General features: G+C 68.5%; 14 protein-coding genes. 13 read left to right on the top strand and 1 reads right to left on the bottom strand.

Annotation, left to right across the window (positions count from 1 at the left end; all coding sequences use genetic code 11):
• The first annotated feature begins 7 nt into the window (after positions 1–7).
• From M2352_RS14110 to pyrC, 12 genes are all read left to right on the top strand, one after another.
• A complete protein-coding gene (locus M2352_RS14110; protein WP_264665110.1) occupies positions 8–469 on the top strand; it encodes a GatB/YqeY domain-containing protein in 462 nt (153 codons plus the stop codon).
• A gap of 28 nt (positions 470–497) precedes the next feature.
• Positions 498–2423, top strand: coding sequence for a DNA primase (gene dnaG, locus M2352_RS14105; RefSeq protein WP_264665109.1), 1926 nt, complete (start codon positions 498–500; stop codon positions 2421–2423).
• Positions 2424–2584: 161 nt separating this feature from the next.
• The gene (gene rpoD / locus M2352_RS14100; RefSeq protein ID WP_264665108.1) at positions 2585–4558 is read left to right on the top strand and encodes an RNA polymerase sigma factor RpoD; all 1974 of its coding nucleotides are present in this window, start codon (positions 2585–2587) and stop codon (positions 4556–4558) included.
• Between the two features lie 212 nt (positions 4559–4770).
• Complete coding sequence (locus M2352_RS14095; RefSeq protein ID WP_264665107.1) at positions 4771–5130, top strand: hypothetical protein; 360 nt, start codon at positions 4771–4773, stop codon at positions 5128–5130.
• A gap of 133 nt (positions 5131–5263) precedes the next feature.
• Positions 5264–6739 (top strand): xanthine dehydrogenase small subunit, encoded by a 1476-nt coding sequence (gene xdhA / locus M2352_RS14090; protein ID WP_264665106.1) that lies wholly within the window; start codon positions 5264–5266, stop codon positions 6737–6739.
• A complete protein-coding gene (xdhB, locus tag M2352_RS14085; RefSeq protein ID WP_264665105.1) occupies positions 6732–9080 on the top strand; it encodes a xanthine dehydrogenase molybdopterin binding subunit in 2349 nt (782 codons plus the stop codon). Before xdhA ends, xdhB begins: the two co-directional genes overlap by 8 nt.
• A gap of 73 nt (positions 9081–9153) precedes the next feature.
• Positions 9154–10017: a glutamate racemase gene (locus M2352_RS14080; protein ID WP_264665104.1), complete on the top strand. Its 864-nt coding sequence runs from the start codon at positions 9154–9156 to the stop codon at positions 10015–10017.
• Positions 10018–10093: 76 nt separating this feature from the next.
• Entirely contained in the window at positions 10094–10756 is a 663-nt protein-coding gene (locus M2352_RS14075; RefSeq protein ID WP_264665103.1) for a PRC-barrel domain-containing protein, read from the top strand.
• A gap of 24 nt (positions 10757–10780) precedes the next feature.
• Positions 10781–11149, top strand: a complete 369-nt coding sequence (locus tag M2352_RS14070) for a YgaP family membrane protein (protein WP_264665102.1) — start codon at positions 10781–10783, stop codon at positions 11147–11149.
• A 309-nt stretch (positions 11150–11458) separates the two neighbouring features.
• Complete coding sequence (fabI, locus tag M2352_RS14065) at positions 11459–12244, top strand: enoyl-ACP reductase FabI (RefSeq protein WP_264665101.1); 786 nt, start codon at positions 11459–11461, stop codon at positions 12242–12244.
• A 450-nt stretch (positions 12245–12694) separates the two neighbouring features.
• On the top strand, positions 12695–13105 hold the full coding sequence (locus M2352_RS14060) for a bacteriohemerythrin (protein WP_264665100.1): 411 nt from the start codon (positions 12695–12697) through the stop codon (positions 13103–13105).
• 94 nt (positions 13106–13199) lie between these two features.
• Positions 13200–14255, top strand: a complete 1056-nt coding sequence (pyrC, locus tag M2352_RS14055; RefSeq protein WP_264665099.1) for a dihydroorotase — start codon at positions 13200–13202, stop codon at positions 14253–14255.
• A gap of 45 nt (positions 14256–14300) precedes the next feature.
• Here the strand turns inward: pyrC and M2352_RS14050 are convergent, their stop codons facing one another.
• Positions 14301–14549 carry a hypothetical protein gene (locus tag M2352_RS14050; protein WP_264665098.1) on the bottom strand — a complete coding sequence of 83 codons (249 nt, stop codon included), beginning with the start codon at positions 14547–14549 and terminating at the stop codon, positions 14301–14303.
• Positions 14550–14747: 198 nt separating this feature from the next.
• Here M2352_RS14050 and M2352_RS14045 point away from each other — a divergent pair, with 198 nt between their 5' ends.
• Positions 14748–15500 (top strand): ABC transporter ATP-binding protein, encoded by a 753-nt coding sequence (locus tag M2352_RS14045; RefSeq protein WP_264665097.1) that lies wholly within the window; start codon positions 14748–14750, stop codon positions 15498–15500.
• Positions 15501–15510 lie beyond the last annotated feature (10 nt).

The following is a 15510-nucleotide window of genomic DNA, read 5'->3' as shown; positions in this document are numbered from 1 at the left end:
CCTTGCGATGCTGCGAACCCGGTTGAACGAGTCGCTGAAGGAAGCCATGAAGGCCAAGGACCAGCGCACGGTGTCCACCGTGCGGCTGATCCTGGCCGCGCTGAAGGATCGCGACATCGCCGCCCGCTCGCGCGGGGTGATGGACGGGATCGACGAAACCGAAATCCTGTCGATGCTCCAGACCATGATCAAGCAGCGCCAGGAATCGATCACGATGTACGAGCAGGGCGGGCGCTGCGAACTGGCCGAGCAGGAACGCGAGGAAATCGCGGTGATCGAGGGCTTCCTGCCCAAACAGCTCACCGACGGCGAGACCAAGCAGGCCATCGACGCGGTGATCGCCGAGATCGGCGCCGCCAGCATCAAGGACATGGGCCGGACCATGGCCGAACTGCGCGCCCGCTACGCCGGACGCATGGACTTCACCAAGGTGAGCGGCATCGTGAAGCAGGTTCTGGCGTCCTCGTGACGCCGGGTAACCGGTAGAAAAGAGCCCTATGGCCTTCCCGCCGCAGTTCCTGGAAGAATTGCGTGCCCGCCTCGCCCTGTCGGCGGTGGTGGGCAAACGGATGCGGCTGATCCGCGCCGGGCGGGAATACAAGGCCCCGTGCCCGTTTCATCATGAAAAGACCCCATCGTTCTATGTGAACGACCAGAAGGGCTTTTTTCATTGCTTCGGTTGCGGGGCCCACGGCGACATCATCGGTTTCGTGATGCGCCACGACAATCTGGCCTTTCCCGAGGCGGTCGAGGCCCTGGCGGGGGAGGCCGGGCTGCAGGTGCCGCGCCCGACCGAGGAAGACCGGCGCAAGTACGAACGGCGCAAGACCCTCCACGACCTGATGGAGGAAAGCTGCCGCTGGTTCGAACAGCAGCTCCGCGGACCCGCCGGGCGGGCGGGCATGGATTACCTGCTCCGCCGCGGGCTAGACGGCGAGGCCATGGCCCGCTTCCGCCTGGGCTTCGCGCCGGCGGACTCGGGGGCCATGCGGCGGCACCTGCTGGGGCTGGGCTACAGCGACGACGACATGCTGACCGCCGCCCTGCTGCGCCAGCCCGAGGACGGGCGCAGTCCCTACGCCTTCTTCCGCAACCGGGTGATGTTCCCCGTCACCGACCGGCGGGGGCAGGTGGTGGCGTTCGGCGGGCGCATCCTGGAGGGCGACGGGCCGAAATACGTCAACTCATCCGACACGCCGCTGTTCCACAAGGGATCGCTGCTCTACGGCATGTCGCGGGCGCGCCAGGCCGCCTCCGACGGCCAGCCGGTGCTGGTGGCCGAGGGGTACATGGACGTCATCGCCCTGGTGCGGGCGGGATACGAGGGGGCGGTGGCCCCGCTGGGCACCGCGCTCACCGAAACCCAGGTGCAGGAGCTGTGGAAGCTGATCCCCGGCGAGGTGAAGGAGCCGGTCCTGTGCTTCGACGGCGACAACGCCGGGCGGCGGGCGGCGTGGCGGGCGGTGGAGCGCATCCTGCCCCATCTGGCCCCCGGCCATTCGGCCCGCGTCGCCTTCCTGCCCGAAGGGGAGGATCCCGACAGCCTGATCCGCACCCATGGCCCCAAGGCGATCCAGCCGCTGCTGCAACAGGCCATCCACCTGATCGACGCCCTGTGGCAGATGGAGACCGAGAACCGCCGTGCCGACACGCCCGAGGCCAAGGCCGCGGTCAAGGCGGCGCTGGAGGACCGGGTGGGCCAGATCGCCCACCGCGACGTCCAGGCCTATTACCGAAGTGAGATCCGCCGCCGGCTGGATGCGGCCTTCGCGCCGCCGCCGCGGTTCCGCTCCGGCGATTCCCGAGTCGGGGCGAACGGGGGGGGATGGGGTGCGAATCGGGTACCCCGGCGGCACACGCCGGGGCTGGCCGGTGCCCGCACATCGGCCCCCCAGGGCCACCGGCGCACCCCGCCGCGCCGCCTGACGCTGGAGAACACACGGGAACGGCTGCTGCTGGCGGCGGTTATCAATCATCCCGACCTGTTCGATACGGTAGGGGAACACCTCGGCATGGTGGTTTTCCCGGCCGGTCCGCTGGAAGATCTACGGCAAACGCTGATCGCAACCCTGTCGTCCCTGCCGGAAGGCGACTCGAGGCTTGACGCGGACGCGCTCCATAGCCATTTGTCATCGGCCGGCTTCGATACCATTTTGGCGTCGTTGCTCAGCAGGACGACCTATGACCACGGACGGTTCGCTCAGCCCGACGCTTCTCCGCAGGAAGCGTTGCAGGGATGGTGGCCGACGTGGCGTCATGTGCATCACCGTCAGGTGCGTGCCGAATTGAGAGAGGCGCAAGAGATCTTGGCTCGCGAGAACAGTGAGGAAGCTCTTGCCCGTGTCGTCGCGCTGCAGCAGGAGGTCATCAGGACCGGAATGGGAATCGCGGACGATTCCGACCTTGACGACGGGGCGTTGTAGGAATGACGGAACGTTGGCAGGGCGGGGTTGTTATAACCAATGGCGAAGCCAGGGTGTTCATGATGGATCGGAACCAGCCGACGGGATAGGCGGAAGCGTGCCGTAACACGGTTTCGTTCATTCTCGTTTTTTCTCTGGGGTAATGCGGGGGCAGCAGTCGCATGGCCACGAAAGCAGCAAGCGGCGTGGAAGCATCGGAAACGCGGGACGAGACGGGTGACGGCCCGCTCATGGACGGCATGGGGCTGGCGGTCAAGAAGATGATCGCCCGCGGGAAGGAGCGCGGCTATGTCACCTATGACGAGCTGAACTCGGCCCTGCCGCCGGATTCGTCCTCGTCCGAGCAGATCGAAGACACGATGGCGATGCTCTCCGAGATGGGCATCAACGTCGTCGAATCGGAAGAGCAGGACGACGCCGCCAACGCCGGCGGCGACGGCGACGGCGAGGGGCGCGCGTCCGGCAACCTGGACGACGACGACATCGGCCGTACCGACGACCCCGTGCGCATGTACCTGCGCGAGATGGGTTCGGTCGAACTGCTGAGCCGCGAGGGCGAAATCGCCATCGCCAAGCGGATCGAAGCCGGCCGCGAGATGATGATCGGCGCCATCTGCGAATCGCCCCTGACCATCAAGGCGATCCTGGAGTGGCACGACGATCTTCTCGAAGGGAAGATGCTGCTGCGCGACATCATCGATCTGGACGCCACCTATGGCGGCGGCCCGGACGGTGAGGGGCTGCCCGACGGCATCCCGCCCGAAGCCCTGGCCGAGGGCGCGGAACCCGAGGCCGAGGCCGAGGAACAGCCGGAAGGGCTGGAGCGCCCCGAGATGGAGGGCGACGCGGAAGGCGACGAGGACAACAACATGTCCCTGTCGGCCATGGAAGCCGCGCTGAAGCCGCAGGTTCTCGAAACCTTCGAGAACATCAAGGCCACCTACGACAAGCTGCACAAGATCCAGGAGCAGCGCCTGACCGCGCTCCAGCGCGGCGAGGACGTGGCCAAGACCGCGGACAAGAAGTACGAGAAGCTCAAGGCCGAGATGGTCGAGCTGATGAACACGGTGCGCCTGAACAACGGCCGCATCGAACAGCTCGTCGAACAGCTCTACGGCCTGAACCGCAAGCTGACCGGGTTCGAAGGCAAGCTCCTGCGCATGGCCACCGACTGCCGTGTGAAGCGCGAGGACTTCCTGAACCATTACTTCGGCCACGAACTCGACCCCAACTGGGTGGACCGGGTGAAGGGGCTGAACCCGAAGACCTGGGGCCGCTTCGTCGAGAAGTACGGCGACGACATCGTCCGCACCCGGTCGGACATCAGCAGCATTTCCGACGCCTCCCGCCTGCCCATCGGCGAGTTCCGCCGCATCGTCTCCACGGTGCAGAAGGGCGAGAAGGAAGCCAGCCGCGCCAAGAAGGAGATGGTGGAGGCCAACCTGCGCCTCGTCATCTCCATCGCCAAGAAGTACACCAACCGCGGCCTGCAGTTCCTGGACCTGATCCAGGAGGGCAACATCGGCCTGATGAAGGCGGTGGACAAGTTCGAGTACCGCCGCGGCTACAAGTTCTCCACCTACGCCACCTGGTGGATCCGGCAGGCCATCACCCGCTCCATTGCCGATCAGGCCCGCACCATCCGCATCCCGGTGCACATGATCGAGACGATCAACAAGCTGGTCCGCACCAGCCGCCAGATGCTGCACGAGATCGGCCGCGAGCCGGCCCCGGAAGAGCTGGCCGAGCGGCTGATGATGCCGCTGGAAAAGGTGCGCAAGGTTCTGAAGATCGCCAAGGAGCCGATCTCTCTCGAAACCCCCATCGGCGACGAGGAAGACAGCCATCTGGGCGATTTCATCGAGGACAAGAACGCGGTGCTGCCGCTGGACGCCGCCATTCAGGCGAACCTGCGCGAGACCACCACCCGCGTGCTGTCGTCGCTGACCGCGCGTGAGGAACGGGTTCTGCGGATGCGTTTCGGCATCGGCATGAACACCGACCACACGCTGGAAGAGGTCGGCCAGCAGTTCAACGTGACCCGCGAGCGCATCCGCCAGATCGAGGCGAAGGCCCTGCGCAAGCTGAAGCATCCGTCGCGGTCGCGCAAGCTGCGCAGCTTCCTGGACACCTGAGCGTAAAGCACAGGCACCAGTCACGAAGCCCTCTCTTCCTGCCGGAAGAGGGGGCTTTTGTGTATATCCGAGTATTCAGGGGCTTTTGGTGCGGCGACGTCTGCGATTGACAAGCGCCGTCCTTTGATTCAGCCTTTCAGGACGGCCGGGGCGGGTGGTAGCAACACCCGCCCCGGCCTGACCACAACTCGACTAACCCAAGGAGTCGACTCATGGCTAATGTGGTGGATACCACAGGCACACCCCTGCGCGTGCAAAATTCCCAAACCGCCGATTCCCGGAACGCCGACCCGGTGACGGTGCTGCTGGACGTGATGGAGCGTCAGGTGGCGGGGTGGAAGACCCTGTCTCCCGATGACGACGATTTGCGGGACCGGGTGGCGGCGCTGACCTGGGACGAGACCAGTGCGCTGCTGCGGCGGACGGAGCCGACGACGCTGACCGGCGTCATCCGGGCCTTGCACCATGTGGTGGACCGGATCGCCCACGGTCCCGGCGGCGGCCCCCGCGACCACACGCTGCCGCTGGCCCGCAACGCCGTCGCCGCGCTGGAACGGATGGTGGGGGCGTAAAATCCCCGTTCTTCCCCCTCTCCCCACCGGGGAGAGGGGAGGCCGGGTGCCTCCATTCCTCCACCCCCCGCCATACGTGTGGTTGCCGTCAGCGTCAGCTTTCTCCATCATGGACACAGCCGTCGATGGAGGGATGATGAGCGGAGCCGTGCGTTTCGTGCAGGGTGGCCGGGTGGTCGAGGTGCACGGGGTGTCCCCCACCACCACCGTGCTGCAATGGCTGCGGTCCCAGGGCCGCACCGGCACCAAGGAGGGCTGCGCCGAGGGCGATTGCGGCGCCTGCACCGTGGTGGTCGGCGATCTGGTGACCGATACGGCGGGGGTGCCGCGGGTCCGTTACCGCGCCGTCAACGCCTGCATCCTGTTCCTGCCCATGCTCCATGGCCGGCTGCTGCTGACGGTGGAGGATCTGGCCGCCGGCGACGGCGCGCTGCACCCGGTGCAGCAGGCGCTGGTGGACGCCCACGCCTCCCAATGCGGGTTCTGCACGCCGGGGTTCGTCATGGCGCTGTTCGCGCTCGTCCATGACGAGGGCGCACCCACGGGCGACGACGCCATTCACGACGCGCTGGCCGGCAACCTGTGCCGCTGCACCGGCTACCGCCCCATCGTCGATGCCGCCCGCCGGCTGCTGAGCGAACGCGGCACCCGCGACCGTTTCGACCGGGCGGAGGCCGGCATCATCTCCCTGCTGCAATCGGTGGAGCCGGCGCCGGGTGGGCTGACCCTGGCCGAAGGGGACACGGTGTTCCTCGCCCCGCCGACGCTGGACGCGCTGTCGGCGGCGGTGTCGCACCATCCCGACGCGGTGTTCGTGTCGGGCGGCACCGACGTCGGGCTGTGGGTCACCAAGCAGGGGCGGGAGTTGCCCGCGGTCATTCATCTGGGGGCGGTGGAGGAGCTTCTGACCATCAAGGAGCAGGACGGCTCCCTCGACATCGGGGCGGCGGTGACCTATGCCCGGCTGCTGCCGCTGCTGCGGCGGCGGATTCCGGCGTTCGCGGATCTGGTGTCCCGCATCGGGGCGGCGCAGGTGCGCAACATGGGCACGCTGGGCGGCAACATCGCCAACGGTTCCCCCATCGGCGACACCATGCCGGCGCTGCTGGCGCTGGGCGCCTCGCTGGGTCTGTACCGCCATGGGGCATGGCGCACGGTGGCGCTGGAGGATTTCTACGTGGGGCGGCGCCAGACGGTGCTGATGCCGGGGGAGATCGTGGCCCGTGTGGTCATCCCCATCCCCAAGCCCGATGAGCGGTTCGCGGTGTGGAAGGTCAGCAAGCGGCGGGATCAGGACATCTCCGCGGTCTGCGCCGCCTTCCGGCTGCGGCTGGACGGGCAGGGGCGTGTGGACAGCCTGCGCACCGGCTATGGCGGCATGGCCGCCACCCCGGCCCGCGCGCGGTCGCTGGAAACCTTCCTGCCCGGCCGGCCGTGGACCGAGGAGACCGTCACCGCCGCCCGCGCGGCGCTGGACCGGGATTTCGCGCCGCTGGACGACATGCGCGCCTCGTCCGATTACCGCCGTCTGGTGGCGGGCAACCTGCTGCTGCGGTTCTTCCATGACACCGCCGGCCCGGCACCGGCGGGGGAGGCGGCCCATGACTGACACGATTTCACCCACCGGCGCCGCCCCGGCGGCCCGCCCCATCCGCGGCGGGGTCCACAGCGCCATCGCCCACGACAGCGGCGCCGGCCATGTGACCGGCGCCGCCCGCTATGTGGACGACCTGCCGGAACTGCCGGGCACGCTGCACGCCGCCGTGCACCTGTCGGAACGGGCGCACGCCCGCATCCTGGGCATGGATCTGGCGCAGGCGCGCATAGCACCCGGCGTCCACGCCGTGGTGACGCTGGATGACGTGCCGGGGGAAACCGATGTGGGGGCGGTGCTGCCCGGCGATCCCCTGCTGGCGGGGGACACGGTGCTTTATGCCGGTCAGGCGATCGTGGCGGTGGCGGCGGACACGCTGCTGCAGGCCCGGGCATCCGCCCGCCGCATCGCCGTCTATTACGAGGATCTCCCCGCCGTGCTGACGGCGGAGGAGGCGCTGGACCAGGGGCTGTTCGTCAGCCCGGCCCAGACCTTCCGCCGCGGCGACGCGGCGGCGGACCTGGAATCGTCGCCCCGGCGGCTGTCGGGCACGCTGCGGGTGGGCGGGCAGGATCACTTCTATCTGGAAACCCACATCGCCTATGCCATCCCCGGCGAGGACGGGGCGATGCTGATCCACTCCTCCACCCAGCACCCGTCGGAGGTGCAGGCCACCGTCGCCAAGGTGCTGGGCCGCCCCATGAGCGCCGTCACGGTGGAATGCCGCCGGCTGGGCGGCGGTTTCGGAGGCAAGGAATCCCAGGCGGCCCACGTGGCGGCCATCGCCGCGGTGCTGGCGGCGGCCTGCGGGCGCCCGGTGAAATTCCGCATGGACCGCGACGACGACATGCTGATGACCGGCAAGCGCCACGACTTCCATGTGCGCTACGACGTGGGCTTCGACGACGACGGGCGCATCCGGGCGCTGGATGTGGAACTGGCGGCCCGCTGCGGCATGTCGCCCGACCTGTCCAACGGCGTGGTGGACCGGGCCATGTTCCACGCCGACAACGCCTATTTCCTGCCCGCCGCCACGGTCACCGGCCACCGCTGCATGACCCACACGGTGTCCAACACCGCGTTCCGCGGGTTCGGCGGGCCGCAGGGCATGGCGGCCATCGAGCATGTGGTGGACGCGGTCGCCCGGTCGCTGGGCCGCGACCCGCTGGACGTACGGCGGGCGAACCTGTACGGGCCGGGGCGGGACGTGACGCCCTATGGCATGACGGTGACCGACACCGACATCCTGCCCACCTTGCTGGACCGGGTGGAGCGCACCAGCGGCTACCGCCGCCGCCGGGCGGAGATCGACGCCTTCAACCGCGCGAACCGGGTGCGCAAACGGGGGCTGGCGCTGACGCCGGTGAAGTTCGGCATCTCCTTCACCGCCCGCCATCTCAATCAGGCGGCGGCGCTGGTCAACGTCTACACCGACGGCTCGGTGCAGGTGAACCACGGCGGCACCGAGATGGGGCAGGGCATCCATGTGAAGATGGCCCAGATCGCGGCGGAGGTGTTCCAGATCGACGTGGATGCCATCCGCGTCACCGCCTCCAACACCGACAAGGTGCCCAACGCCCCGCCGTCCGCCGCCTCCACCGGCACCGACCTCAACGGGCACGCGGTGCGCACGGCGGCGCTGACGGTCAGGAACGCCATCGCCGCCTTTCTGGCCGAGCATTTCGGTGTCGCCATCGAGCGGGTGGTGTTCGAGGCCAACCGCATCACCGCCGGCAACCACGCCCTGACCTTCGCCGAGGCGGCCAGGCTGGCCTATCTCAACCGCGTGCCGCTGTCGGCCACCGGCCACTACAAGACGCCGAAGATCTGGTGGGACGCGGCGGCGGGGCGGGGGCGGCCCTTCTTCTATTTCGCCTGGGGCGTGGCGGTGACCGAGGCGGAGATCGACACCCTGACCGGCGAATACAGCTTCCCCCGCGCCGATCTGGTGCAGGATTGTTCCGGGTCCATCAACCCGGCCATCGACCGCGGGCAGGTGGAGGGCGCTTTCGTCCAGGGGCTGGGCTGGGTGACGTGCGAGGAGCTGTGGTGGGACGCCGAGGGCCGGCTGAAGACCCACGCCCCCAGCACCTACAAGATCCCCACCTCCCGCAGCGTGCCCGCCGATTTCCGCGTGGAGCTGTTCGACGGCTGTCCCAACCGCGAGGACACCATCCACCGCTCCAAGGCGGTGGGCGAGCCGCCGCTGATGCTGGCGCTGTCGGCGTGGCTGGCGCTGAAGGACGCGGTGGCGGCGGTGGGCAACCACGCCCACCCGGTGACCCTGGACATCCCCGCCACGCCCGAACGCGTGCTGATGGCGTGCGCGGCGGTGCGGGCGGGGGTGGACGGCTGATATACGCTCCCTTCCCCCACCCCCTCTTCTGGAGTAAGGGTGGGGGAGGTGGATCAGCGATGGTGGCGGACGGGTGATCGGGGTTTTCGATTCTGGGCACGGCGGGCTGACCGTGCTGAGGGCGCTGGTGGATGCGGCACCGGACCGGCCCTTCGTCTATCTGGGCGACCATGGCAAGGCCCCCTATGGCCTGCGCAGCGAAGAGGACGTGTACGAGCTGACCCGCCGCGGGGTGGACGCGCTGTTCGCCCGCGGGTGCCGGCTGGTGGTGGTGGCCTGCAACACCGCCGCCGCCGTGGCGCTGCGGCGGATGCAGCGGACCTGGCTGCCCACCGCGTGGCCGGGCCGCAACGTGCTGGGCGTGCTGGTGCCGATGGTGGAGGCCATCACCCGCGTGCCGTGGATGGTGGAAGCGCCGCCCGTCCCCCCCCTGGACGAACCGGCGGGGCCGCCGCGCACGGTGGCGGTGTTCGCCACGCCGCTGACCGTCGCCAGCGGCTCCTTCCCCCGCGAAATCGCCAAGCGCGCGCCGGATGTGCGCGTGCTCCAGCAGCCGTGCAACGATCTGGCCGGCATGATCGAGCGCGGCGCCACCGCGGACGAGATGGCTCCCCGCGTCGCCGGCTATGTGGCGGAATTGCTGGCGCAACTGGACGGCGTGCCGCTGGACACGGTGGTTTTGGGGTGCACCCATTACCCGCTGGTGGCACCGCTGTTCACCCGCGCCCTGCCGCCGGGGGTGGAGGTGCTGTGCCAGCCGACCCTGACGGCGCGGTCGCTGGAAAACTATCTGGAACGCCACCCGGAATACGCCCCCGGCCCGGCGGAAGCGGGGCAGGGGCCGGTGTTCCTGACCACCGGCCCGGTGGAGACGGTCAGCCGGCTGGCCGGGCGTTTCTTCGGGCACCCCACCCCCTTCGCATCCCTGGGTTCATAGCCCGCGCGGGAACTCCGCCGGCCCGCACGCGTTCTCTCCGGTACCAGACCATCGTCAGACCGGAGGACCGAGACCGATGCCAGCCCGCGCCCTTACCCCCGCCGTCCTGGCCCTGTCGTTGCTGGGAGCGGTGGCGGCGATGCCGGTTCTGGCCGCAGCGCCGGGCCACGCGGCCGCCCAGGAACGCCCGGTCCCCGACCGCCCCGTGGCGGTGTCGGCGGACGATCTGGAATCCCGCTCGGTCTTTGCCCCCGACGGCAGCCGGCTGGGCGAGATCGAGGATATCGTCGTCGATCCGGTCAGCGGGCGCATCGTCTATGCCGTGGTGGAGCTGGGCGGGTTCCTGGGCATCGGCGAACGGTCCTTCCCCGTGCCGTGGGCGCTGATGACGTCCACGCCCGACGGCCGGCTGGAGCTGAACGTTTCCGCCGACCGCATGAAGGGGGCGCCGCAGTTCACCGGCTCCAACCGTCCCGACATGACCGATCCCCAATGGGCCACCGCGGTTCATGCCTATTACGGCGTGCCGCCCTATTGGTCGGCGGAGGCGGTGGCGGCCAGCCGCGACACCGCCGCCCTGCGGCAGGAGGTGGACCGGCTGTCGCAGGAGGTGACCCGGTTGCATCAGGCCCTGGCCACGGCGCAGACGCCCCCGCCCGGCACCACCGGGGCCACCGCCCCCGCCGAACCCGGCGGCACGGGTGCCGATTCGCCGGCCCCGTCCCAGCCCCAGCCCTGAGCACGTTTCAAGGAGACAGACCCCATGTCCATCCGATCGGAGATTCACGATCACCGGCCGCCGGTCAACGTCGGCGACGGGGAACGGCTGGCGTCGCTGGTGGGCGGCAGCCTGTTGACGGTGGCGGGCCTGCGGCGGGGATCGGCGGTGGGCACGGTGATGGCGCTGGTGGGCGGTGTCCTGGCCGCCCGCGGCCTGACCGGCCATTGCCCGCTCTACAGCGCCATGGACCGCCGTCACGCCACCGGCCCCGACGATCCCGGCCCCGCCCGACGCTACACCCGCCACCCCGGCGACATCCACGGCACGGACTGCAAGGAGACGGTTGACGAAGCGGCGGAGGAATCCTTCCCCGCCAGCGACCCGCCCTCGTTCTCGCCGGGAAAGGCGTAAGGGGGAACAGCGTAATTATGTCGCAGGCGGTCAAAGCGGCCCCCGTCCGCGCTGGACCGGGGCTGTCTTTGTTTTGCGCCCGAACAAGACGGGGCAATTTTCGTGCGAAAATCGTTGGAAGAGCGGCCCCGAATGGTTGGGATTTTCTTTCCGGCGCCGATATGAAAATCAATTAAAGCTTCTATGACAATTATTTAACGCATTGCGGCAAAGAAAAAACACCGATATATTGCATCGCAGCATAGCCGTGGGATGACGGGCGCTTACCCCCGTCACCCGCACCGACCACGCTCGTTATAGGATTTCACCATGACGACCATCATCCCGGCCGCCGCCAGCCTGCACGGCAAGAAGGGCCTGATCCTCGGCATTGCCAACGACCAGTCGATCGCCTGGGGCTGTGCCAAGGCGTTCAAGGCTCTGGGCGCCGATCTGGCCATCAGCTACCTGAACGAAAAGGCCAAGCCCCATGTGGAGCCGCTGGCGGGCGAAATCGGGGCCGAGATCTTCGAGCCGGTGGACGTGACGGGCGAAGGCGAACTTCAGGCCATGTTCGACAAGATCGGCGAGAAGTGGGGCAAGCTGGACTTCGCGCTTCACTCCATCGCCTTCGCCCCGCGCGAGGATCTGCACGGCCGCGTGGTGGACGTGTCGCGCGACGGCTTCATGAAGGCCATGGACGTGTCGTGCCATTCGTTCATCCGCATGGCCCGCTATGCCGAACCGCTGATGAAGGACGGCGGCACGCTCATCACCATGTCGTATTTCGGCGCCATCCGCGTGATCGACAACTATGGCGTGATGGGGCCGGTGAAGGCGGCGCTGGAAGCCAGCGTGCGCTATCTGGCCGCCGAGCTGGGCCAGAAGGGCATCCGCGTCCACGCCGTGTCGCCCGGCCCGATCAAGACCCGTGCGGCGTCGGGCATCGCCCATTTCGACGAGCTGATGTCCAAGGCCGCCGACCGCGCGCCGGAACACCGGCTGGTGACCATCGAAGAGGTGGGCTACACCACCGCCTTCCTGGCCACCGACGGGGCAAAGGGCATCACCGGCAACACCACCTATGTGGATTGCGGTTATTCCATCGTTGGCTAACCCGGCCGCTTTGTTAGCGGTCCGTTAACTATAGATTGAAAACGAATGGCGGGCGGGGGCTTCGGCTCCCGCCCGTTTCGTTTGCGCGCGGTACGGAGATGCCGAACCGGGCGGGCGCGGGTGCGTCACATTGCCGTGTCGGCGACTTCCCGCTTCCGCCGGTAATCGAAAGTCGCGCATCATCGGCCTGCGCATAGGTGTTAAAGCGATGACGAAGAACGGATTTGTCAGCGCTGCGCGCCGGGGCGGCGGGTTTGACCAGGCAATGTTCGATTGTGATGCGTGACCATTTGCGTGCGGAACCATTGGCTGATGCCGGCATCAGCCCTTTACCGGCCCGGCGGCGGAACACCCGCCGGAGATTTATACTTACCGGAATTTAACCATTTTTGGTGTTGGTGAAAGGCCGGCGTGTTAAGGAACCGCCGGGAAGCATGGGTCGGAGGAGGCATGGCGGCCATACATTGGCGGCGGCAGCTCAGCGTCGGGCAGCCGTCCATCGACGAGGACCACAAGCATCTGATCGACTACCTCAACCAGTTGGACGAGGCGTTGCACGCGCGCACCTTCTTGCCGGCCAAGGTGGCGATGACGCTGATGAAGCTGCTGGAATACACCCACGAGCATTTTGCGCGCGAAGAACGCATCATGCAGATGGTGAAGTATCCCAAGTTCGCCGAGCACAAGGCCCAGCACGTCCATGCGGTGAAGATCATCAGCCAGTTGTCGGGCTATTTCACCCAGGATCCCACCCACGCCAACGCCGAGCGGATCTACAGCTTCACCGCCGACTGGCTGGTGAACCACATCATCTTGCAGGACACCCAGCTCACCCCCTATGTGCGCGGGGTATGGCTGTAGCCGCGGGCGGCCGCCCCCGATACGGTTGAGCGGGCGGGGCGTTGCGGCTACAAGGGGCGGCATCACCGCCACCCGGATCTTGGGAGCCGCCGCCATGCCCACCCCCCGTCTCGTCCTGCGCCGTCCCGACGACTGGCACGTCCATCTGCGCGACGGGGCCATGCTGGCGGCGGTGCTGCCGTTCACCGCGCGGCAGTTCGGGCGGGCGATCATCATGCCCAACCTGAAGCCTCCGGCGGCCACGGCGGCGGACGCCGCGGCCTATCGTGACCGCATCCTGGCGGCGCTGCCGGCGGGGGTGGAGTTCACGCCGCTGATGACGGCGTACCTGACCGACGCCACCGACCCGGACGATCTGGCGGCGGGGGCGGCGGCGGGGATCTTCACCGCGGCCAAGCTCTACCCGGCCAACGCCACCACCAACAGCGCCCATGGCGTCACCGACCTGAACCGCATCGCCCGCGTGCTGGAGCGGATGGCCGAGATCGGCCTGCCGCTGCTGATCCATGGGGAGGTGACGGACGGCAACGTTGACATCTTCGACCGCGAGGCGGTGTTCATCGACCGCACCCTGGCGCCGCTGCTGGAGCGCCATCCCACCTTGCGGGTGGTGCTGGAACACGCCACCACGCAGGAGGCGGTGGATTTCGTCCGCGCCCACGCGGACTCGGGCCGGGTGGGTGCGACCATCACGGCGCATCACCTGCTGATCAACCGTTCGCACATCTTCCAGGGCGGCATCCGCCCGCACCTGTACTGCCTGCCCATCGCCAAGCGGGAAAAGCACCGCCGGGCGCTGGTGGAAGCGGCCATTTCGGGCGAAGGCCCGTTCTTCCTGGGCACCGACACCGCCCCGCACCCGGTCACCGCCAAGGAGTCTGCGTGCGGCTGTGCCGGCTGCTTCACCGCCGCCACCGCCCTGGAACTTTACGCCGAAGCGTTCGAGGAGGCGGGCGCCCTGGATAAGCTGGAAGCCTTCGCCAGCCTGAACGGCCCGCGTTTCTACGGCCTGCCGGTGTCGGAGGAACAGGTGGTGCTGGAGCGCAGCGGCACGGTCGTTCTCGATCTGGTGACCCTGCCCGACGGCGATGCCGTTCTGCCCTTCCGCAGCGGCGAGAAGCTGTCCTGGCGCTTCATGGGCGCGGTCTGACCGAAAAACGGAAGAGCATCGGGGATACGGCCACGCGCTCTCGTGTCAGTCGGCCTTGTACCCCTTCTTGCGCATGCACTGCGCGAAGATCTCCTTCCGATACCCCGCCTGCGGCGTTTCCGGCAGCGGGCGCAGGGGATAGCCGCGCAGGCGCATGGTCGCGTCCACCTCCAGGCCGCATTCGTCATAGGCGGCCATGGGGGTCTCCTCCGTGGCTTTCCACTCCCGATAGCTGGGCTGGCCGGAGCATCCCGTCAGCATCACCGCCGCGGCCAGCGCGGCCACCCGTCCCATCGCCATTCTCCTGTGCCCCCGGCAGCGCCCCTTTCGGGGAAGAAACGCAACGATAGCACGGCTTTGGCGGCGATTCCTTAATTCAGCCCCCGTTCCGGCCCTGACTTTTGGTCGATTCCGTTCCGCCGCGTGCTCGGGCACACTGGTGGGAAAATCATATCCCCCGCGGCAAAGACGGGGGGACGGGAGGGAGCGGCCATGGTCTGTTGGCTGACGGGGCTGGATGTGGGCCGCGCGCCGTGGGATGTGCCGGAAAACGGCTTTTCCGGTCTGTCGCTGGCGGTGAACGGCGGCGAGTGCGTGGCCCTGGCCGGGCCGGCGGGGGCGGTGTCGGCGGCGCTGCGCATCCTGGCCGGCGATGAGCGCCCCTCATGCGGTGCCGTGCGGGTGCTCCACGCCGGGGTGGAGGTGGAGGTCACCGGGGCGCGGCCGGAGCGGCTGCTGGAGATCCGGCGGATCACCATCGGCACCGTCGAGTCGGGCCGGCGCCTGCCGCCGGACCTGACGGGAATCGAAACGGTGGCCGGTCCGGCCCTGCGGGCGGGGCGGGCGTGGGATCCGGCGGCGGACACCGCGCGGCGGGTTCTGGGCGCGCTCGGGGTGCCGGGGACGCTGTTTCACCGCACCATCGGCCATTGGCCGGCGGCGGAGCGGCGGAAATTGCCGGCCGCCCTGGCCTTTGCCATCGACTACCCGGTGATTCTGGCCGACAACCCCTTACGCGGGCTGGATGGGGCGGGCCGGCGGGGGGTGGAACGGCTGCTGGCGCAGGCGGTGGCGCGGGGCAGCGCGGTGGTGGTGGCCGGCGACGGGGCGCATCTGGCCGGGCGGGCGGTGACGGTGGCTGTTGCGGCGGTGCCATCGTCGCCGGCGAAACGGTGTGCGAAACGCAGGGACGCGAATTTCGCGCCCGAAGCGCGCGGCGGAATCTGCTACCTAAATCCGTCATAGACCAGCGATG

This window comes from Azospirillum fermentarium, from assembly GCF_025961205.1.
In the GTDB taxonomy this organism is placed as follows: Bacteria; Pseudomonadota; Alphaproteobacteria; order Azospirillales; family Azospirillaceae; genus Azospirillum; species Azospirillum fermentarium.
Note: the sequence above shows the minus strand (reverse complement) of the source record. Positions and strands in the feature narration are given on the sequence as shown.